Below are 21253 nucleotides of genomic sequence, written 5' to 3' on the forward strand. Positions count from 1 at the left end.
AAGGGACGGCAAAGATAGGCAAGAAATATTAATTTTCAAATAGTTAGCGAAATATTTTTTCAAATAAATTGCTGATATGATGGGATTTAACTAAAAAAGAGATGTTAATGTGCTAAACCACCATTTAAACTGATGGTTATAATGGTTAAAATGATGATCCCAATGAGTACATAAAGGTAATCGCGCTCTATTAAAAAGCTGAAAATAGCAAAAACAATGCGTGCAATTGGCGTAAAAATGAGCATCAGGATACCAAACTGTACAATGGCATCGCCCTGAAAAGTTAATACACCTTTAAATATGGCTGCTATGGATGAAAAATTGTTCAGCTCAGGTTTAAAAACTTTGTAATTGGTAACAGCTCCTTTATTATGGATAAGAAAAATGGCTCCACCGATTAATACAATGGTCATCGAAATGATTACACCTGCACGCAAAAGTGTACCCAAAATTACCTGGATATCTTTATCGTTCAGATTTTCTTTTTTTGCTGTATCCATTATAATCCGCTTATTCCTTTATAAATCATCTGCAGGGCTAAAAAGGCAACCACTACGGCAAATACAATTTTCAGTTTATCTGTTTTTGTCCTCAATAAAACTTTCGAGCCTAAAGAAGCGCCTGTTAAAACCCCGATACAAACTGGCATGGCAATACCAGGGTCAATCTGCCCACGGTGTAAATAAACCACCGCACTGGCTGCAGCAGTAACGCCCATCATAAAATTACTAGTGGTAGTTGATACCTTAAAAGGCAAACGCATAATGTTATCCATGGCAATTACTTTTAAGGCACCACTGCCAATGCCAAGCAGTCCGGATAAAGTTCCGGCAAATAACATCATCAAAAAGCCACCCGGAACATGTTTCACAGCATAAGCATGATCCACACCTTTATCGGGGAACGATCCGTTCAGTTTAAAAAATTTAGCCCATTTATCGGTATCATCCAAAGTGGTGTGATCTACCTTTTTCTTCAACGTCATGATGGCCGAAAAGATGAGGATACAGCCAAAGAGAATGGCAATGTAATTTGCGTTAAGGTATACCGCTACAATGGCTCCGCAAACCGCCCCTATTGTAGTGGCGATTTCTAAAAACATCCCGATGCGGATATTGGTAATGCCTTCTTTTACGTAAGCAGCAGCCGAACCTGATGAGGTAGCAATTACCGAAACAATGGATGCGCCAATGGCATAATGGATATCGACACCTAAAGCCAGGGTGAGCAAGGGGATAATAATTACCCCTCCGCCTAAACCGGTAAGCGAACCCAATAATCCGGCTAAAAAGGCGCCTAATAAAACGATAATGGTAAACAGCAATACCGACATGCGGGCAAATATAATGTACTGTTTTTGGCTAAACGAAGGATTTAGGGAATAAAATAAAGTCTATATGATATATGGATAAATAGAATTTCGAATGAGAGAATGATTGAGTAATTGCTTAATAAACTACATTGAAATCTTCAGATACTTGATATTCATTATCAAAAAGGAAATTATAAAGCGAGTATTCTTTATTAAATGGATTACCATCGGCGCCATGTGGATATCCACCCTGAATTTTACGGCTGAACAACAGTACATGATTAACAAATTTATGATCAGGAAAATTCGTTTCAACTATCGTTTTTAGAATTTGAACCATATTTTCGGCATCAGCAATGTGGCCAATTGAGGATGAAACGGCAAATGACATTGACGGCGTCTGATTAAAACCTGCCTTAAGGTTTTTATGCAAAATCACTTCTTCAAAGAAAATAGTATAGTAGTTTGTTAAAAGGGATATCCGTAAACTTAATTTATAATTCAGACCTACTTCCACATATTCTATTTTGGGAAGGCGGATATCTATCGCGTAATTTGGAAATTGATGATGGTAACTAATAAGAACTGCAAGATTATTAAATGAATTCCGAATATCGCTATCTAATTTACTGGGAGCCGCAGGAAGTGTGTTAGAGATAAGTCTTTCAACTTTATCTTTTACAATAGTCGTGAGCTTGCCATAACCCGGAAATGCTTCATTTACATCCCGCGTACCAATCGGATAGTATTGATAAACGGCCTTAACTAAATCGAAAAAAGGATTGTCGCACACTGAGATTTTGATTTCCGGTACCATATTTAAATGTAAGATTTTAATTCTAAACTGTCGGTATCTGATACCAGGAGCGTTATCCTCAATTTGGGGCTTACCAGCTAATCTTTATTGTGCAACTTACTTTCCTTATCTACATCAACATTCCGAAAACTTTCCAATAGCTCAAAAGCAATTTGCCTCATTGTTTCAGGGATTGGGTTAATGGTTGATTTGTTACCTTCAGCATCTTTTACCGTCCAGCCAGATGTGTTTAATGGCAAATGTTCGGCACCAGCCAATGATTTAACTATTTTGCCCCTCGTAAAAGCAATACCATCCGAATCGATAATCACTTTCTTATTATTCCACCAGTTTTCTTGTGATACTTTTTTAAACTCCGAAATTTCTAACCTGGCAGAGTAACTCCAGCCCTTTTCTGCTTTATGCCCCAGTTTTAATAACCCAATAAAATTTGTCAGGCTTTTTGGGTTATAGACTTCCGAACAACAATACATTTCGAGGTGACCTAGTTTTAGTTGACCTAACAATGCTTTCGAATGATCAGTGTTATGAAAAATCACCAGTATTTTCTCTGCAATTAAAGGAACTACAGATTTGTTTCCGTTATCATATTCAGCACAAAGGATTTCAATATCTTTTAATTGTTGCTGTAACAGCGAAACCAGTTCAGGTTTATTTAGAATGGTTTTCATCTTGAATGACTATTTACCAAGCCTCTTAATCATCTCGGCACTTAAATCCCTGCCATCATTTAAACGATTGGCAAAAAATGATTTTGCTGCTTCAAAATGTGCTTTGTAACCTTTTAAATCGCCATATCCAATAATCGATGCCCATTCGTGCACTGCGGTATGAAACTCTAAATCATCACCCCGGATGGATTTATCGTATAAAGCAGTATTAATCGACTCTTCTAACATCGCCTCATTTTTGAACAGATACTCTGCAATACCCAACCTTAATTTAAAAGGTGGTGTTTGGCAGATCAGGTTATCGTAAGGATTTACGCCCATTTTATACCAGGCATATACCATACTTAACAAACTTAAATGCGAATTAGGCTTTTGTTTATGGCTGGCATCCGACAGGCTGAACTCTTTCATAATGTTATCATCCAATAACAAAAGGGCACGGCTTTCATGAAATACAAAATCGCGGGCGGCATAAATCTTTTCTCTAAACTCTGCTTCATTTTCACAAATCATCAGTTTAAATAGCTCAGATTCTGCCTGCGCATAATATTTTACCTGTTTTTGGGCATAAGGATTTAAAATAGCCAAACCTGCATAAATGTGCGATTTATAGCTAAAGATCCTCAGCGTAGTTAAAATCTTTACATTATCGATCCCTCCGGCATAGGCAGGATTATCCCAGGGAAAGAAACCTGCATTTTTCCATGCAGAGCCCATACTTTCGAAACCCATGTGCGTTACCGCCTGTGTATCAGCAACTATGCGGTCGTGCTCCCTGTAATCGTCCATTTCAATAATGTTCGATTTTAAAGATTTATAGATTTCCAATGCCTGCGCATAAACAGCATCAGTTGCACGGTGGCGCACTACCACCAGCGTTTGTCCCTCAGGACTAAAAGCAGGTCCATGCAAAGAGTGGCAGGTTACAATCTGGGTATCTTCTGGAAGGTGTTTTTCAAAAGCGGCAATCTCCGGGTGTTTAACAGAGGTTTGTCCGGCAACTATGGCACCATATTTTGTCGACCGTGCAAAAACAGCCACTACCTCATCAATTTTTTCCGCTTCAACGCAATAGATAATAAAGTCTGATTTTCGTGCAACCTCGTGCCCATCAATCAAAACTTCGATTCCTTTAGGTTCCAGTTCATTTTTTAAATCTGTAAAACGCAAAGGCATGTCTGCCCCACATACCTTATAACCAGCATTTACAAACGATAGCGCATATAATTTACCCATATCGCCTAAACCTATAATTCCTATTTGCATGCAACAAATGTAACCTATCGTAAATTATTTTATAATAAAACTTAGATAAAATTGTTATTTAGAGGTTAAACCAAAAGCAATTTTATCTATTTTAATAAAAGCTTAATTAAAATATATTAAGCAGGAAATGGATAAAAATGTAGTTTTACAATCTAATACCTATATTAAACTATGCAGAAAATTAAACACACCCTATTGTTTTTAGCCGCTTTGCTATTTGTAAATTTCGCATTTGCACAAACAAAACAAGACACCACAAAGAATACTGATCCATCTTTAAACGGACAGTACAACTTCATGTTATCGAAATCTAAAAGCTTGTATGGCGCAAGGCTGATCAACCCGGCACGGTTATCATCCTTATGGAAAAGTGTTACTGATACGTTAAAAAAAGAACGCAAACAACTGCAGGAAGCACGCCAGGAGATTAAGGCACAGGCAGGTAATATTTCGAGCTTAAAGGGCGAAGTAACCGGGAAGGAAAGCTCTTTGGCCAATGCCACTGCCGCTGTTAACGATATTAAATTTTTAGGAATTTCTTTCGATAAGGGCACCTACAACACCATTGTGTGGGCCATTATTATCGTATTGGGTATCGGTCTGGCCTTCGTTATTTTTCAATCGGGCAAATTAAGGCACGAAGCGAAATACAGGACTGAACTTTACCAGGAAGTGGCTGATGAGTTTCAGGCGCATAAGGTAAAGGCAAAAGATAAAGAAATGAAACTTGCCCGTGAGCTGCAGGACGAGCGTAATAAATGGGACGAAGGCCGGGGAAGATAGGCATAGCTTAATGATTGAATTTGAATGATTGAATGATTTGGCGTTATTCGGTCATTCAAAATTCAATCATTTTCTCATTTAAAAGTAAGGGCCAAAGGTAATCTGCCGCAGGCTTTTAAAATACTTATTATTTTATTTGAAAAGCAGGGCTTGTGGTGCTTCGGTTCCGCTAGCCCCGCCATTTGCTATAGTCCCGATGAAACCTGTGAAACAAGTAAGCACACCTTAAAAAACAAAAAAACAGTGCTTAAATCGGGAGCTGCCGCTACTGTCGGGTTTATTGCACCCACAGCAGCGCTAGTTCGCCACTTAAAACCGATCAAAGTGACAGCGGAACTGCTTTTACCAAAAATTACTGTAAAACTTCCCGAAAACTTTATTAAAAGAGTTGTCAACTTTTCAGCAAAATGGCTATTAAAAGTTGACAACTCGATTTACCAAAAGAGAAATTGCCTTCTTAATTCTTAATGCTATATTTCAGGCCCAGTTCGAACTCCCCATTACTATAATTCAGCATTTTTGAGGTATTGGTTGTGTACTGGAACAAAAGTGAAAACTGGTTTTTATAATTTGTACCAAAGCCAGCTGTAAAACTATTTGTGCTGTGGTAAATGCCATTTAGCATTAATTTATTGTCCAATAACTGAAAATTAACGCCTGCATCAAAAATACCATCATAATTTTGCACGCCCCGGTATACCAATTTTGGTTCAATACTATTAATTAGTTTATCAGTAGTAAATTTATAACCTGCCGCAATAAAATAGGTAGAGCGGTCAACCACATTCCTCAATACATCTCTTTTAAAAAACCGCTTAAGATTTGGTAAGGCAGCCTGCAATGTTAATTTATCGGTACGGTAAGCGGCACCAAAATCGCCATCTAAATAAAGTTTACGATCGTTAAAACTGTTTAGCACATCATCGTCTAAATCGCCTTTAACTTTATTAAAATCTACCGATTCGTTCATCACGCCGGCAGATAAACCAAAATCCAGAAAGTTTGTTCCACCATTTAAAGGCAAATGGTAAGCATAAGTTACGGTCGCCCTGGTACGGTTGATCGCACCTGCAGTTTCATTATAAAAAAGCAAACCTAAACCTACTTTATTATTGGCCAAACCATAATCGCCTGTGAGGTATTGGATTTTTGGTGCCCCTTCTACTCCTGCCCACTGCGCTTTAAAAGCGGCATTTAAGTTTAAACCTTTTTCCAAGCCTGCCATTGCCGGATTGGCCAAAAACTGGTTCTGGTAATAAATACTCCCCATGGGGTTAAGCTGGGCAAAAGCTGGTGTAATCAATAAAAACAACAGCGCCACGATATAATATCTCATTTCTCTCCCTGTTATTTTTTATATAAAATTGATATAAAACCTTTAATAGATCCATCTGTACCCAGATCGAGCATGTAGTAGTAGGTATCTTCCATCAATGGTTTTCCATTGAAATAGCCATCCCAGTTGTTCTGGTAATTCGTAGCAGCATAGATCATCCTTCCTCCCCTATCAAAAATGGTGAGTTTATTGTTTGGATATTTTTCTAAACCCTTCACTACGAAAAAATCATTTTTACCATCACCATTTGGTGTAAGGATATTATTTACAACAGCAACGTCGGCCGTGGTTTGTATAATCAGGAAGGGCTGCAAAAAACCCTGGCTCAATGTGGTGTTTCCTGCCTGGAAAGTTTGCACCACTGCCATTTCACCAATACTGAAATCGTACAACTGGTTATTGATCTTGCCATAACCGCTGGTAGCATTAAATATATACGGTAGGTTCTGTGCTTTCAGATTATTTCCAAAAAACATCAGCAATAAGAATATAAAAGGACAGTATATTTTTCTCATCGCATTTTAGTTTAAAGAGATCCATGCAGCCCCATCGCTTTGAATGGTAAAGGTTTTATTCCCCGTAATAGTAGTTAAATTTGAATCATCGTTTAATAACACCGGATTATTCAGGGTTACATTTCCTGATGATAAGGCTTTAACGATAACATAAATCCTTCCTTTACAGGTGCTGGCTGCCGGAAGATTAACCGTTACGGCTGCACCGGCATTTTTTATTCTAACGGTATAATGACTGTCATCCAGTGTTAAAGTACCAGCGCTGGTAAAAGTTAAAATGCTGGCAGAAACGGAACCATTGATGTTTAAAGTACTGGCATTTGCAGGTGCATAAGCGGTAGCAGTTGCTGCTGCAGTTCCGTTAAGTGTTAGCGAACCGCCGTTTGTAGTAAAATTACCTGCAATTAAAGGATAAGTGGTACTAGAATTAGCCACTACCAGCGTATTAACTGCATTTGTACTATTGCCTGCTGCATTGCTCCCGATAAAAATATTGCCTGCACCATTATTTTTTGACCCGGCGTTATAACCTATTGCGGTATTATTATCGCCATTGCTCGCTTCGAGCGCTAAACTTCCTACCGCTGTATTGGCAACGCCTGTACCGTTAGCCATTAAAGTGTGTGTACCCATCGCCGTATTGTTAGAGCCAACCGTATTGGCCGATAGGGCCTGCGAACCAAAACCGCTGTTATTGATGCCACTAAAACTACGTTGCAATACCTGGTAGCCAAAAGCACTGCTCTCATAACCCGAGATATTTACCGATAATGCTTCCCTTCCAAAGGCACTATTATAAAAACCTGATACGTTTGCTGTAAGTGTTTTATAACCAAAAGAAATGTTGGTTTCTGCTGAATTGCCCAGGCGGCCCGATTTTAAACCATTAACCAAAAAATTAATGGCTACATCATCGGTATTGCCCAGGAAATTGTTATTCTGATCTATATTTCCTGTATTGCCCCTCAAAGCCCAGGCATTTGCATTGGCAAATAATGTTCTGCTGATCAGTTCCGGCTTTCCGGTTATCGCATTGGTAATGTAAACCTTGTTTGCATCGCTCACCCCATTGGTGGTTAATTTAGCAAGGGTAACTGAAGCATCTGCAAGTTTAGGTGTCGTTACCGAGCCATCTGCAAGCTGAAGTGTATTCACAGCGGCATCGTCTATATTGATATTTTTAACTTCTTTGTTGCCGATCTTGATCGAAGTTACTGCTGCATCGGCGAGTTTTGGCGTAGTTACCGAGCCATCCGCTAACTGAAGCGTATTTACTGCAGCATCGTCTATATTGATATTTTTAATCCCCTTATTTCCGATTTTGATGGAAGTTACAGCTCCATCAGCCAGTTTTGGCGTAGTTACCGATTTATCTGCTAGTTGAAGCGTATTCACTGCAGAATCGGCTATGTTAACATTCTTAATTTCTTTATTTCCGATTTTTACTGAAGTTACCGCCGCATCTGCCAACTTTGCCGTAGCTACTGCGCCATCAGCAAGTTTAATGGTACTTATTGCACCTGCATTGATATCTATTACCACATCTTTTAACAGTGCAGTTACACCATTGGTACTAATGCTTAAATCTGTTGAAGTTAAGGCCCTGGCACCAGATAACTGACTAACATCCAATGTTACCGGTTTCCATGCAGCTCCATCAAATAAAAGTACCTGGTTATTGGATGGCGCAGTTGCACTTACCGTTTTTCCCTGAAGATTAGCTATAGTTGGATTTGGATAATTTCCGATTAAATCGCCTCCGGCAGTCCCCGTAGATGGACCAACCGGACCAATATCACCTTTGTCGCCCTTATCGCCTTTTACTCCGGGTATACCTTGTAAACCCTGTATGCCGGTTGCTCCAGTTGCTCCGGTATCACCTTTTATGCCTTGTGGACCTGTTGGCCCAATTGCTCCCTGTGCACCAGTTAATCCTATTGGTCCCTGAGCACCAGTTGCCCCGGCAACGCCCTGCGGACCTTGTGGACCAACTGCACCTGCCGCGCCTTGTGCACCTGCGGGGCCTGTTGCACCCGGATCGCCTTTCGGTCCGATTGGGCCGTTGGCAGCATATAATGCATAAGGAACACTTAACAATTGTGCCGTTCCGGCCAGCGTAAAATTGCTTCCGTTATCGGGGTCGATTTCGACTTTTACGAATTTTAATCCACTTGCCCAGGTCACCCCTCCTATTGTACCGGTTACCGAACTGGCTCCTGCTGATCCAATGGCTACTGCATAAAGGCCCAAAACATTGGTTACCACATTTCTTACTTCCGAATATTGCGTAGTACCCGTTGCCGATGCATCCAGGATGCTGATGCGCAGGGATATGCTTTTATTTGCGAGTGGGCTACCATTGGCATTTCTGGCAGCACCCTGATAATTGAATTGTTGCGGAGCTTGTGCTTTAACAGCCAATGCCAAACCCATACTTAGCAGCGTGATCAGTAAAAATTTTTTCATGAATAGGGATGAGATCTAATTATCTGGCTACAAAAAAGAAGCAGACTAACGATCAAATCTAATAATTAGTACAAGCTGAGGACCCTGCTTTACACGAAAGACTTTTTAAAAATACTCAATATATTGAAAATCAGATTCATATATAAAAAGAGAATTCATAATTTTACACCAACAGCCTATTTAAAAGCTGTTAACACCGGTTTGATTTAATAAATTGGGCTAAAAACCGACAGCCGTGTTAAAACGGCTACGTTTCTGACGGGAAAGAGATGCCTTTAATATTCCGGTATAAATCTACAGCATAGAGGTCTGTCATTCCCGAAACAAAGTCTAATACACTCTGTGTGATGGAATAAATATCAGTTAAATCTGTATGGTACTGTTTAGGGATCAGCTTGACCAGTTTTTTATAATAATGCGTATTGTTATGGATCAGCGCTGGTACAAATTCTTCCAATAAACCAGCCATAATTTTGTAGCCAGCCACTTCTTTCTGGATTACTGAAGAGAAATTATAAATGCGTTCAACCGAAATTTTTTCGACTGCCTTCCAGGCTGAGACGTATGGTTCAGGTAATAAATCGGTTAAGCTTTGATTCAGCTCTCCTTTTAACAGTTCTTCCTGCTTTTCGAAAAAGATGGTTGCGCACTGGTTGGTCAGGGTGTTGATGGCTTTTGCCCTTAACAGACCGATTTTGGCATCATCGTCTTCATAATCGTTTTTTAAACGTTCTTCAATTGTTGTTGAGTTAGCAAATGGCAACAGGTAGTTTTTTACCTCTTCGTAAGACAGGATTTTTAAACGGTGGGCATCTTCCAGGTCGATGATGCTGTAACAGATATCATCTGCCGCTTCAACCAGGTAAACCAAAGGGTGGCGTTTATAAATCAGGTATTCGTTTTCTTCCTGTTCTAAATGAAGCTCGGTAGCAATTTTTTTAAATGTTTCTTCTTCCGACTGAAAGAAACCATATTTTTTGCGGTGCAAAAGGCCTTTTTGTTTACCTGCAATAGATGCACATGGGTACTTTGCAATCGAAGCCAGGGTTGAATAAGTTAAGGCATAAGCATCGTTGCCTTTTCCTTTAAGCGGATGCGTAAGGATCCTGATGGCATTTGCATTTCCTTCAAAATTAATCAGATCATGCCACTGCGATTCGTTCATGTCTTTTTGATACACACGGCCGTCGCCATCGGTAAAGTACCTCGAAATGGCTGCTTCACCTGAATGGCCAAAAGCAGGGTTACCCAAATCGTGCGCCAATGCAGCTGCTGCCACAATATTGCCTACCTCGTTAATCAAGGGCACTTCCTTAATCAGTTCAGGGTTGTGCGTATTTACGCTGTTAAGGAAAATATTAGCCATAGAACGGGCCACACTCGCCACTTCCAAACTATGTGTAAGGCGATTGTGAACAAAAACACTTCCGGGTAAGGGAAAAACCTGGGTTTTGTTCTGCAATCTTCTAAACGGAGATGAAAAAATCAAACGGTCGTAATCACGCTGGAAATCAGAACGCGCACGATCGGTACTGGCACCATATTGTTCTTGTCCGTACCTTTTATTCGATAGTAAATATTTCCACTCCATGCGTTCAATTAATTTTGGGCGAAGTTAATGATTCAGGTGCTTTAATAAAAAGATTCGTTTTTAAAACCTCTGATTTTTTAAGCCTGTTGAGTGTAATACATGGTATGAATAATTTTACATCTATAAAAGGGCAATCAAAGCAGTCCACCCCGTTTGATGGCTAGCACCCAAACCTTTTCCATTGTCACCATTAAAGTATTCGTAGTATAAAATGTAATCTTTAAAATGTTCGTCGTGATTTAATTTAGGATAACCTCCAAATGCCGCACGCTCCCCTTTATCATTTTTAAGGAATAAATTTTTCATCCTTTTGCTCAATAAATCTGCAATTTCATTCAGTGAGAAATATTCGTTTGATCCTGTTGGATATTCCACCCTAAAATCATCTGTATAATATTCGTGAAAGTGTTTTAAGGCATCAACTAATAAATAGTTTAAAGGCATCCAAATTGGCCCGCGCCAATTGCTGTTTCCACCAAACATACCTGTATCACTTTCTGCAGGAATATATTTTACAGAATAATCACTTCCATTTAACCAGTAACTAAAAGGCTGTGTTTCGTAAATTTTGGAAACCGATCGAATACCAAAATCAGAGAGGAACTCGGTCGTATCCAGCATTCTGCGCAAAAGCATTTTCATCCTATGGCCACGCAAAAGCGAAAACAAGTGTTTATCATTTCCACTTTTATCTGCCCAATGGCTCACCAGCTGTACTAAATCAGGTCGTTGAAGCATAAAAGCTTCCAAATGAGATCTAAGTTTTGGCAAGTCTTTCCAATCTTTATCGCTAAAAACAATAACCGCAAACATGGGGATCAAACCAACAAGAGAGCGGAGGCGTAACCGATCCCAGTTTCCATTGGGATTACGTAATAAATCGTAGTAAAAACCATCATGATCATCCCATAGTCCAATGTGATGGTCGCCCATATTATCAATTGATCCGGCAATAAATAAGAAATGTTGTGCAAATTTTATTGCCATATCTTCATATAACGGATTTTGTAAGGCAAGCTCTATACTTATCTGAAGCATATTCAAAGCATACATTGCCATCCAGCTGGTGCCATCGGCTTGCTCTAAAAAGCCACCGCCGGGTACGGGCTCACTGCGGTTAAATATCCCAATGTTATCAAGCCCCAGAAAGCCACCTTCAAAAATATTATTACCCTCGCTATCTTTTTGGTTTACCCACCAGGTGAAGTTGAGGAGTAAGCGCTGAAACACCTCTTCTAAAAACTTTAAATCACCGGTTCCTTTTATTTTTTTATCTACCAGATAAACCTTGTAAGAAGCCAATGCATGCACCGGCGGATTTGCATCTGTAAAATCCCATTCGTAGGCGGGCAATTGTCCGTTAGGATGGATATAACTGTTGTTTAATAACAACCTCAATTGCTGTTTGGCAAAATCGGGATCTACAGGCGCAAGCGCTATGCAATGAAAAGCAAGATCCCAGGCTGCAAACCAGGGGTACTCCCACTTATCGGGCATTAAAATAATATCATTTGCCATAAAATGGCTCCAGTGGTAATTTCTTCCACACGCTCTTTCAATTGCTGGTTTTGGTAAACCTGCATCGCCCTTTAACCAGGCATTAACATCATAATTATAATACTGTTTATTCCACAAAATACCCGCCCAAGCCTGGCGTTGTAGCATCTTTTCTTCATCACTACAATTCGCAGCGTATTTATCGGCATAAAACTCATTGGCTTCTTTTTTACGCGCTTCAAAAATCTGATCGTAATCTTCAAATGGTGCTTTTAGCTGGCTACTGCTTAATCTTAATTTTATGCTGATACTTTGTTTTGCAGGAATAAGCTTTGTATAATGAACTGCAACTTTGGTTCCTGTTTTGGCAGGATTTACAGCCTTTTTATTCCCGTTTATCAGATAGTCATTTATACCATCCTTTACAAAATCTGATACATTGGCCGATTGATATAAACGTTCATTATTGGTTTCATTATCGGTAAATAAAAATTCAGGCATACCATCTGCATAACAATAAAATTTACCTTGCTTTTCTGAATGCAAAAGCAATTTATTTTGTCCAATGCTGCTAATTGCAGGTTTAGCTGTAGCGCCATCCCAACTCCAGTTGTTACGATACCATAACTGTGGTAAGATATGAAGCCCGGCATCTTCATTACTTCTATTAAAAATGGTGTAATTAATGAGCAAATCATCCACATCATCCTTTGCATAATTGATAAAAACATCAAAATATTTATCTTCATCAAAGATGCCTGTATCCATTAATTCAAATTCGGGTTCCAGTCTTGATCGTTTGGCATTTTCATCAACAAGCCTGGAGTAAGGGAAAGCAGATTGTGGATATTTATACAACATTTGCATATAGGTATGCATGGGTGTATTATCTAAATAATAATAAAGTTCTTTAACATCTTCTCCATGATTGCCCTCCTCGTTGCTCAAACCAAAAAGCCGTTCTTTTAAAATAGCATCCTCACCATTCCACAAAGCTAATCCTACACAAAGCAGTTGCTGATCATCACTTATGCCCCCTAATCCTTCCTCACCCCACCTAAAAGCTTTGCTCCTCGCTGTATCATGCGTTGTAAAATCCCAGGCATTTCCATTGGGGCTATAATCTTCCCTCACCGTTCCCCACTGTCGCTCAGTAAGGTATGGTCCCCATTTAAGCCACGCTTTTTGATTGGCATATTGTTGATTAATCCGATTTTGCTCTGCCTTGCTCATATTTAAAAGTTGATTAATCGTGCTTTGCTAAAACTATACCATTACGAGCCTACTTTCAGCTGATTAATAATGATGTTAAATATCAACGATTAAAATAAATATATTCTAAGTCTTAAGTCACGAAATCAATAATAAAATACAAACCTTTTGATTGCAGATACGTTGTTTAAGTAAGATTTAATACATTTCTATGAAAACGAGTATATATAATAAGGAAGAGCATACCGAAGGTTATGTTGGACCAGAAGGTGGAAAAGAAGAAAAATCGGATGTGCAAAAAGCATACGAAGCCGGTAATGATGTAAATGAGGTAACTGCTTATGGCAAGGAACCAAGTGAGCTGATTAAAGGTAATCCTTTGGCAAAAGATGGTTACGACAATTCGGGAACACAAGGTAAAGACTCGCTTAGCGATGATGCATATAACAGTGCAGATAAACACCCAACGGTGAAAAGTGCCGATAGCCATACCGGAAGTTCGTCTGATGATTTTAAAACCAAAACAGGGCTTAATGAAACGGATGAAGACCGTGCATTAAATACAGGAATATAATTTTTAGTTATGGGATTATTAAAATATGCCATTTTAGGCGCTGCAGCAGTTTACGGGTTTAAATATGCTACAAAGAAAAGAGCTACTGATGGAAAATCGTTGGTAGATGATTTTAGGGAAAAAGCACCTGAATATGTTGACAAAGTAAAACAGTATGGTGACCGGATCAAAAAGGATTATTCACAAACAAGTGATTTATACTGACAACTCTGGTAAACCTGAAAGACACCTTTAATTGACATATATCAATAAATATATACGCCTTGTTTTTGTAAATTGGCTTTAATCGTTGAAATTTGTGCTGCTGTAGGATTCGCGACAAAGATTAACTAAAGAAATCAGAGACTAAACAATTTAAGGGCATTTGCTACTTATTAACGCAATTTCAGTTGTGGAATCCTAATTAATTTCCATCTGCCGGAAAATGCATCAATATTACTAGGGGATTATTCTATATGAATATTCCCTTTTAAATTACTTCCATTACAGATCTTTACCACGGATACCTTTCGCTGCATCTTTATTTCTATTTGCAATATCTTCATTTTGGCTAAAATTGACATTTTTTAGCTCTTTGTTAATATTGTGGGCGGCAGCATCAGCTTTTGCCAAATGCGTTTCTTCCGGCTCGTCTTTCCTTTTAAAATCAGAACGTTTATGACCATAAGTGGCCTCTCCATTATCCCAGTCTATTCCCTCATCCTTATGGGAACCCAACTGCTGATCTACTTCCCTTTTCTTAATATCGTCATTCATTTCCATAAAAGTATTATTTTGCAGACACTCTTATTTTAATAACAGTTGATAGTATGAAAAAGTTTAGGTATTTGATAATCAATCGATCTAGAGCTATTTCACCCCTTTACTTTGATCTATCCTAGTATCGCTATCCAGGTCATCCTTGCTCGATCCATTTTCTTCACGGTGTTTGGGTGGTTTTTCCATTCGGCTTTCTTCCAGTTCAGAAAAATCGCCTCCTTTTTGATTGGCTACTTCGCCGTGTGAGGAAGGTTTCTTTTTCTGCTCTTCTTCTGGCTTGGCAAAATCCTGTCCTTCAACGGGCAGTTCTTCTTGTTGGTCTTTGTCTTTGTTCATACCAGTTAAACCGAACTTACCTGCTTTTGTTTGAAAATGACTGGGCATAAAAAAAGGCCACGATTTGCATCACGACCTTTTTTGTTCTTTTAAAATCAATTAAACTTTGATTTCAACTTCAACACCGCTAGGTAATTCAAGTTTCATTAAAGCATCAACTGTTTTAGAGTTAGAGCTATAAATATCCAATAAACGTTTATAAGCGCATAATTGGAACTGCTCTCTAGCTTTTTTGTTAACGTGTGGAGAACGTAATACAGTAAAGATTTTTTTCTCTGTAGGAAGTGGAATCGGACCACTAACCACTGCACCCGTAGGCTTAACAGTTTTTACGATTTTCTCAGCAGATTTATCTACTAAGTTGTAATCGTAAGATTTTAATTTAATTCTGATTCTTTGGCTCATCTTATTTTTAATTATGGCTTCCTGTTAGAGCTATTAACAACAGAAACCGGATTTATCATTTGTAGTATCAAGATACAAGTATCGAGTATCAAGATTGGACAATCCGTCTTGATACTTGACACTAAAATACTTATTCTAACTAGTCTTCAGATTTTACTCTTCCTTTAGATTTAGCAATTACTTCATCCTGTACGTTTTTAGGTGCAGCTTCGTAGTGGTCAAATTCCATTGTAGAAGTTGCACGTCCTGAAGTGATGGTACGTAACTGAGTTACATAACCGAACATTTCAGAAAGAGGCACAGTTGCTTTAATTACCTGAGATCCGTTACGGGTATCCATTCCTAATAACTGACCACGACGACGGTTCATATCACCGATTACATCACCCATGTTTTCTTCAGGGGTTAAGATTTCGATTTTCATGATTGGCTCCATCAAAGTAGGTTTACATTTAGGTAAAGCCTCACGGTATGCCATTTTAGCCGCAAGTTCAAATGATAAAGCATCTGAATCGACCGCGTGGAATGAACCATCCGTTAAACGAACTTTCATATCAGGAAGTGGATATCCTGCTAATACTCCATTCGCCATAGATGCAGCAAAACCTTTTTCTACTGAAGGGATAAATTCACGAGGAATTGAACCACCAGTAATTTCGTTTACGAACTGTAAGCCACCTTTTTCAAAATCAGCATCAATTGGAGAGATAACTACTGAAATATCAGCAAATTTACCACGACCACCTGATTGTTTTTTATAAGTCTCACGATGAGTAGTTGTACCGAAAATAGCTTCTTTGTAAGCTACTTGTGGCGCACCCTGGTTAACTTCAACTTTAAATTCGCGTTTTAAACGGTCAATTAAGATATCCAGGTGAAGCTCACCCATACCAGAGATTACAGTTTGACCAGTTTCCTGATCTGTTTGAACCCTGAATGTAGGATCTTCTTCAGCCAATTTACCTAAACCAATACCTAATTTATCAACATCAGCCTGAGTTTTAGGCTCAATAGCTAAACCGATAACTGGCTCTGGGAAATCCATCGATTCAAGAACGATTGGGTTTTTCTCATCACAAAGTGTATCACCTGTTTTGATATCTTTAAATCCAACTACCGCAGCAATATCACCAGCAGCCACATTTGGCACAGGATTTTGCTTGTTAGCATGCATTTGGAAGATACGGGAAATACGCTCTTTATTTTCAGAACGAGAGTTATAAACATAAGAACCCGCTTCTAAGTTACCCGAGTAAACACGGATAAAACATAAACGACCTACGAATGGATCGGTTGCAATTTTAAAAGCTAAAGCTGCAAACGGCTCACTAATGCTTGGTTTTAATAAAACCTCTTCGTTAGTATCCGGGTTAGTACCAATAACACCTTCGCTATCCATAGGTGAAGGCAATAATTCCATCACATAATCAAGCATAGTTTGTACACCTTTGTTTTTGAAAGATGAACCACAAACCATAGGTACAATTTTAGCATCTAAAACAGCTGCACGTAAAGCATCTAAAACTTCGCGTTCTGTGATTGTTTCTGGCGCTTCGAAGAATTTCTCCATTAACGACTCATCATAATCAGCAACTGATTCAAGTAATTTCTCTCTCCACTCAGCAACCTCATCAATCATATCTTCAGGGATTGGCACTTCAGTAAAGGTCATTCCTTTATCATGCTCATTCCAAACGATACCACGGTTGTTGATTAAATCAACCACACCTTTAAATCCGTCTTCAGATCCGATAGGTAATTGCAATGGAACTGCATTACTACCCAACATTTCTTTAACTTGCTTAACAACTTTTAAAAAGTCTGCTCCGGAACGGTCCATTTTATTAACGAAACCAATACGAGGCACACTGTAATTGTTTGCTAAACGCCAGTTAGTTTCCGATTGAGGCTCAACACCATCAACAGCCGAAAACAAGAACACTAATCCATCCAGTACACGTAATGAACGGTTTACCTCTACGGTAAAATCCACGTGACCCGGAGTATCAATCACGTTAACGTGATATTTTTGACCTCTGTAATTCCAATCAACAGTAGTTGCAGCAGAAGTGATCGTGATACCACGCTCTTGCTCTTGTGCCATCCAGTCCATTGTTGCAGCACCTTCGTGCACTTCACCAATTTTATGACTTACACCAGCATAATAAAGAATACGCTCAGTTGTTGTAGTTTTACCTGCATCAATGTGAGCCGCGATTCCAATATTTCTTGTAAATTTTAAATCTCTTGCCATGTTATGTTTTTGATTTCTGATTTTAAATGATTACACCGATTATGTAATAACAAATCGGTGTAATTTATCTAATCAGTATAATCTTCTAATTAAATCTGTGTAATCTTACTAATCTGTTAATCCTAATACTAGAATCTGAAGTGAGAGAACGCTTTGTTAGCCTCAGCCATTTTGTGCGTATCTTCTTTTTTCTTAACAGCAGCACCTTCACCTTTAGCAGCAGCTACGATTTCACCAGCTAATTTCTCTTTCATCGTTTTTTCTCCACGACGACGAGCATATAAAATTAACCATTTCATACCTAAAGCTGTTTTACGCTCTGGTCTAACCTCAGTTGGAACCTGGAAGTTAGCACCACCAACACGGCGAGATTTAACCTCTACAGCTGGCATAATGTTAGTTAAAGCACGTTTAAATATCTCTAAACCGTTTTCACCTGCTTTTTTCTCAGCAATTTCAACAGCATCGTAAAAGATAGAATAAGCGATAGATTTTTTTCCATCGTACATCATATTGTTTACAAAACGAGTTACCTGAACATCATTAAATTTTGGGTCAGGAAGAATAATTCTCTTTTTTGGTTTTGACTTTCTCATTTCTTATTTCCTCCCGATTATTTCTTTTTACCTTTAGTTGGCGCCGCAGCTACTTGTCCTGGTTTAGGACGTTTAGTACCATATTTAGAACGACGTTGGTTACGACCAGCTACACCTGATGTATCTAATGCACCACGGATGATGTGGTAACGTACACCTGGTAAATCTTTAACACGACCACCACGGATCAATACAATAGAGTGTTCCTGTAAGTTGTGACCTTCTCCAGGAATGTATGCATTTACCTCTTTACCGTTCGTTAAACGAACACGGGCAACTTTACGCATTGCTGAGTTTGGTTTTTTAGGGGTAGTGGTGTACACACGTGTACATACACCTCTTCGCTGTGGACAGCTGTCCAACGCTGGAGACTTACTCTTGAACTCCAGTGCTACTCTACCTTTTCTAACTAATTGTTGAATGGTTGGCATTGTGCTTTTTTATGTTTTTTATTAAAAAATTTACCGCTCCCCCGGCATCTTCACAGATAGCCCATAAAACGGACTGCAAAAGTAGAACAATTCTTTTTAAAAATCAAGGGGTTAGCGTAAAAAGTTTTCAGTTGGCAATTGCCGGTTTTCAGTTCAGGATTAAGGAGTTGCAATTTTTCTTCCTGGTCACCGTCATTGCGAACCGAAGCGGAGGAAGCGGTGATGGCGTGAGGCAATCTTTCTCGCCTTAAACATTAAATCCATTATAGCATCTTTTCATGATTACAAAACATTATTTGGAAAGCAATTGCAGCAATTCTTAGTTTAGGTTCTGTCCCGCTAATGTTTCTGCCGATGAACCTGCGAAACAAGTAAGCACACCATAAAACAGCAAAGATATTGCTTAAATCGGCATCCACGTATATCGGGTTTAGGTGGCACAGCAAATCACAACGATTTACGTTTTCCCCTCAAATTTTAAAAAAAATCAATTTATCTTCATTGAAAAGAATGGATTCAAACTAATGAGACAACACGCTCTGCTAATTGCAATCCTTAAAACTATCTTTAAGTACCTTTAGTTTCGCTACAGCAACTTCGAGTTCTTTTGGGGCTTTACCATACTCGTAGGTAATTTTATATTGTTTACCATCGGCATTGATCGAGATCCATTCGGCTCCCCCATCGGCACAGTCAGGGCAACCTATTACTTCTGGCAGGTTCGAAATCTTACTGATGTTCAACTCATTTTTAATGGCCGTAACATCCGCCTCCGAAATGGTTTTGCTACAGGTTTTGGTATCGGCCGACTGGCCGTTCTTCGATTTGGAAAAGGTAAGTTTTAAATCGCTAATGAGTAAGTTGCTGGAACAATAGCCTGCGCACATCCCGAATGATGAGCCATAGCTAATGCTATTTAGATTTTTAATGTTTCCTTTTTTGCATGCAGAAAGGGACAATGTTATTGCAATGGAAAAAATAACGATTAAACTTTTCTTCATAAACTAAGGTTTCAAATAAGGACTTAATTGGTCCGAAGTTACAAATATTCCCCTATATGCAGGAACCGAAGCTTCCAATGTCCACAATAATACACCTTTTCTGTTGGTGAGTACCACAATGTGTCTTTTAGAGCTGCAGCACAATATGTTATCCTTATTAATCATGTAGGCACTGCCCATACGATCGTTATAAATTTGTTGAGGCAATTGGATATGCATATCCAAACTTGCACTTTGCGTTTGCTCATTTATTTTAAATGCGTAAGCTCCTGATTGATGCTTTTCGATGCCATTATCAAAAAACATTAAATTTCCTTCTGCATTGATGTGTACGGCATGCGCCTGAGAAAAACTGGTATTCACCGGTATTTTTATGCTACCACCTTTACCGAATTTCCAGATTATTATACCTGTTTTGGCATCAATTTTCCAGATCTGACCATTGTTATAAAAGGAAATAATGTAGTTACCATCTTTATCATAGTTTAGGCTATTGGCGTGCATCCAATCTTTCTTTGTTTTGAGTAAAGATTTATCACTAAGAGGATCGAGGCTATCGAATACGCTCCATTTCCAAACCTGTTTCCCCTTTTTATCCATCACCAAAATGCCATCTCCATTGATGGTATCCTGTTTACTTCCGCCAATATGGCTTAGGTCAGTTATTTTTTGATCAACGAAAAGCGTAACGAGTTCGCCTTTTTGATTTTTTAAAATTTCGTGGTGAATGGTTTGTTTAAAATCACCCTGTCCTTTTTTAAGATGTAAAAGCGTATCACCTTCCAAGCTGAGCTCCAGTATTTGACTACCATAGCTTGTGGGTTCATCGTTACCTCCTAAAATAGAAAGCAGGGTTTTATCTTTTGTAAAATTGATTACTTTGAAACCTACATTATCAACCATGTGGTACCACCTCAACCTACCCTTATAATCAACCAGATAGGCCATGCCTGGCGAATACCGCTTATTAACTAAAATTAATCCGTTCTTAAGTTCTTTGGGAATTAATTTATCATCGGCACTTTTTGCTTTAAACTGGTCTTTTAACCATTCAGGCAGTTCGTGCGATTCGAAAGTATAGGTTTTACTGGGTTTTTCAATGCCATTTTTTACAGCAACAACCTGGTAGGCATAACTTGTTTTGGGCATAATGTTGCAAAGTATAAGCCTGTGATGGCTTTTATGCCTTGAAACAGAAGTTATTTCTTTTGTAGAATCTGCAATTTTATTTGGCCAATATTTCACATAAATATCAACATCCGAATTGGTACTTACATCAATCTGTATCTTTAATTCATTGTTGTTGTGTAAGCCTACTTTTATTTCTTTAATACCATCACCGTTATAACAACCGTAAAATGAAAGCAGACACAATAAAATAATGGATTTTAAAAAGTACTTCATAAAATTGAATTTAGTATGAATATGGCT

The 21253-nt window shown here is 38.7% G+C and carries 21 protein-coding genes; 3 read left to right on the forward strand and 18 right to left on the reverse strand.

The window, feature by feature from the left end:
• Window positions 1-104 precede the first annotated feature (104 nt).
• From H9L23_RS18270 to H9L23_RS18290, 5 genes are all read right to left on the reverse strand, one after another.
• Window positions 105-500: a DUF1634 domain-containing protein gene (locus H9L23_RS18270; RefSeq protein ID WP_187591700.1), complete on the reverse strand. Its 396-nt coding sequence runs from the start codon at window positions 498-500 to the stop codon at window positions 105-107.
• A complete protein-coding gene (locus tag H9L23_RS18275) occupies window positions 500-1333 on the reverse strand; it encodes a sulfite exporter TauE/SafE family protein (protein ID WP_187591701.1) in 834 nt (277 codons plus the stop codon). The genes H9L23_RS18270 and H9L23_RS18275 overlap by 1 nt, the downstream gene beginning before the upstream one ends.
• A gap of 115 nt (window positions 1334-1448) precedes the next feature.
• Window positions 1449-2129: a hypothetical protein gene (locus H9L23_RS18280; RefSeq protein ID WP_187591702.1), complete on the reverse strand. Its 681-nt coding sequence runs from the start codon at window positions 2127-2129 to the stop codon at window positions 1449-1451.
• A 77-nt stretch (window positions 2130-2206) separates the two neighbouring features.
• Window positions 2207-2800: a hypothetical protein gene (locus H9L23_RS18285; protein WP_187591703.1), complete on the reverse strand. Its 594-nt coding sequence runs from the start codon at window positions 2798-2800 to the stop codon at window positions 2207-2209.
• Window positions 2801-2809: 9 nt separating this feature from the next.
• The gene (locus H9L23_RS18290) at window positions 2810-4066 is read right to left on the reverse strand and encodes a prephenate dehydrogenase (protein WP_187591704.1); all 1257 of its coding nucleotides are present in this window, start codon (window positions 4064-4066) and stop codon (window positions 2810-2812) included.
• A gap of 171 nt (window positions 4067-4237) precedes the next feature.
• Between H9L23_RS18290 and H9L23_RS18295 the strand changes: the two genes are divergently transcribed.
• The gene (locus tag H9L23_RS18295) at window positions 4238-4849 is read left to right on the forward strand and encodes a hypothetical protein (RefSeq protein WP_187591705.1); all 612 of its coding nucleotides are present in this window, start codon (window positions 4238-4240) and stop codon (window positions 4847-4849) included.
• Between the two features lie 457 nt (window positions 4850-5306).
• Here H9L23_RS18295 and H9L23_RS18300 read toward each other — a convergent pair whose 3' ends face one another.
• From H9L23_RS18300 to H9L23_RS18320, 5 genes are all read right to left on the reverse strand, one after another.
• Window positions 5307-6185, reverse strand: coding sequence for a PorP/SprF family type IX secretion system membrane protein (locus H9L23_RS18300; protein ID WP_187591706.1), 879 nt, complete (start codon window positions 6183-6185; stop codon window positions 5307-5309).
• 11 nt (window positions 6186-6196) lie between these two features.
• Window positions 6197-6700: a gliding motility-associated C-terminal domain-containing protein gene (locus H9L23_RS18305; protein WP_187591707.1), complete on the reverse strand. Its 504-nt coding sequence runs from the start codon at window positions 6698-6700 to the stop codon at window positions 6197-6199.
• 6 nt (window positions 6701-6706) lie between these two features.
• Window positions 6707-9166 (reverse strand): hypothetical protein, encoded by a 2460-nt coding sequence (locus H9L23_RS26925; RefSeq protein ID WP_187591708.1) that lies wholly within the window; start codon window positions 9164-9166, stop codon window positions 6707-6709.
• A 247-nt stretch (window positions 9167-9413) separates the two neighbouring features.
• Window positions 9414-10757, reverse strand: coding sequence for a deoxyguanosinetriphosphate triphosphohydrolase (locus H9L23_RS18315; RefSeq protein ID WP_187591709.1), 1344 nt, complete (start codon window positions 10755-10757; stop codon window positions 9414-9416).
• Between the two features lie 120 nt (window positions 10758-10877).
• Window positions 10878-13487 (reverse strand): MGH1-like glycoside hydrolase domain-containing protein, encoded by a 2610-nt coding sequence (locus tag H9L23_RS18320; protein ID WP_187591710.1) that lies wholly within the window; start codon window positions 13485-13487, stop codon window positions 10878-10880.
• A gap of 190 nt (window positions 13488-13677) precedes the next feature.
• Between H9L23_RS18320 and H9L23_RS18325 the strand changes: the two genes are divergently transcribed.
• Both H9L23_RS18325 and H9L23_RS18330 read left to right on the forward strand, forming a co-directional pair.
• Entirely contained in the window at window positions 13678-14040 is a 363-nt protein-coding gene (locus tag H9L23_RS18325) for a hypothetical protein (RefSeq protein ID WP_187591711.1), read from the forward strand.
• A 9-nt stretch (window positions 14041-14049) separates the two neighbouring features.
• Window positions 14050-14244, forward strand: coding sequence for a YtxH domain-containing protein (locus tag H9L23_RS18330; protein ID WP_187591712.1), 195 nt, complete (start codon window positions 14050-14052; stop codon window positions 14242-14244).
• A gap of 279 nt (window positions 14245-14523) precedes the next feature.
• On the opposite strand, the gene H9L23_RS18335 is transcribed toward H9L23_RS18330, so the two are convergent.
• The 8 genes from H9L23_RS18335 to H9L23_RS18370 form a co-directional block, all read right to left on the reverse strand.
• The gene (locus H9L23_RS18335) at window positions 14524-14802 is read right to left on the reverse strand and encodes a hypothetical protein (protein ID WP_187591713.1); all 279 of its coding nucleotides are present in this window, start codon (window positions 14800-14802) and stop codon (window positions 14524-14526) included.
• 87 nt (window positions 14803-14889) lie between these two features.
• The gene (locus H9L23_RS18340) at window positions 14890-15183 is read right to left on the reverse strand and encodes a hypothetical protein (RefSeq protein ID WP_187591714.1); all 294 of its coding nucleotides are present in this window, start codon (window positions 15181-15183) and stop codon (window positions 14890-14892) included.
• A 51-nt stretch (window positions 15184-15234) separates the two neighbouring features.
• Window positions 15235-15540 (reverse strand): 30S ribosomal protein S10, encoded by a 306-nt coding sequence (rpsJ, locus tag H9L23_RS18345; protein ID WP_008244591.1) that lies wholly within the window; start codon window positions 15538-15540, stop codon window positions 15235-15237.
• A gap of 139 nt (window positions 15541-15679) precedes the next feature.
• Window positions 15680-17794: an elongation factor G gene (fusA, locus tag H9L23_RS18350; protein ID WP_187591715.1), complete on the reverse strand. Its 2115-nt coding sequence runs from the start codon at window positions 17792-17794 to the stop codon at window positions 15680-15682.
• A 128-nt stretch (window positions 17795-17922) separates the two neighbouring features.
• Window positions 17923-18390, reverse strand: a complete 468-nt coding sequence (rpsG, locus tag H9L23_RS18355) for a 30S ribosomal protein S7 (protein WP_056097505.1) — start codon at window positions 18388-18390, stop codon at window positions 17923-17925.
• Window positions 18391-18407: 17 nt separating this feature from the next.
• The gene (gene rpsL, locus H9L23_RS18360; RefSeq protein ID WP_008244597.1) at window positions 18408-18821 is read right to left on the reverse strand and encodes a 30S ribosomal protein S12; all 414 of its coding nucleotides are present in this window, start codon (window positions 18819-18821) and stop codon (window positions 18408-18410) included.
• A gap of 542 nt (window positions 18822-19363) precedes the next feature.
• Window positions 19364-19822: a hypothetical protein gene (locus tag H9L23_RS18365; RefSeq protein ID WP_187591716.1), complete on the reverse strand. Its 459-nt coding sequence runs from the start codon at window positions 19820-19822 to the stop codon at window positions 19364-19366.
• Between the two features lie 3 nt (window positions 19823-19825).
• Complete coding sequence (locus tag H9L23_RS18370) at window positions 19826-21226, reverse strand: aryl-sulfate sulfotransferase (protein WP_187591717.1); 1401 nt, start codon at window positions 21224-21226, stop codon at window positions 19826-19828.
• Window positions 21227-21253: the final 27 nt, after the last annotated feature.

The sequence above is a fragment of the Pedobacter roseus genome (assembly GCF_014395225.1).
Taxonomy (GTDB): domain Bacteria; phylum Bacteroidota; class Bacteroidia; order Sphingobacteriales; family Sphingobacteriaceae; genus Pedobacter; species Pedobacter roseus.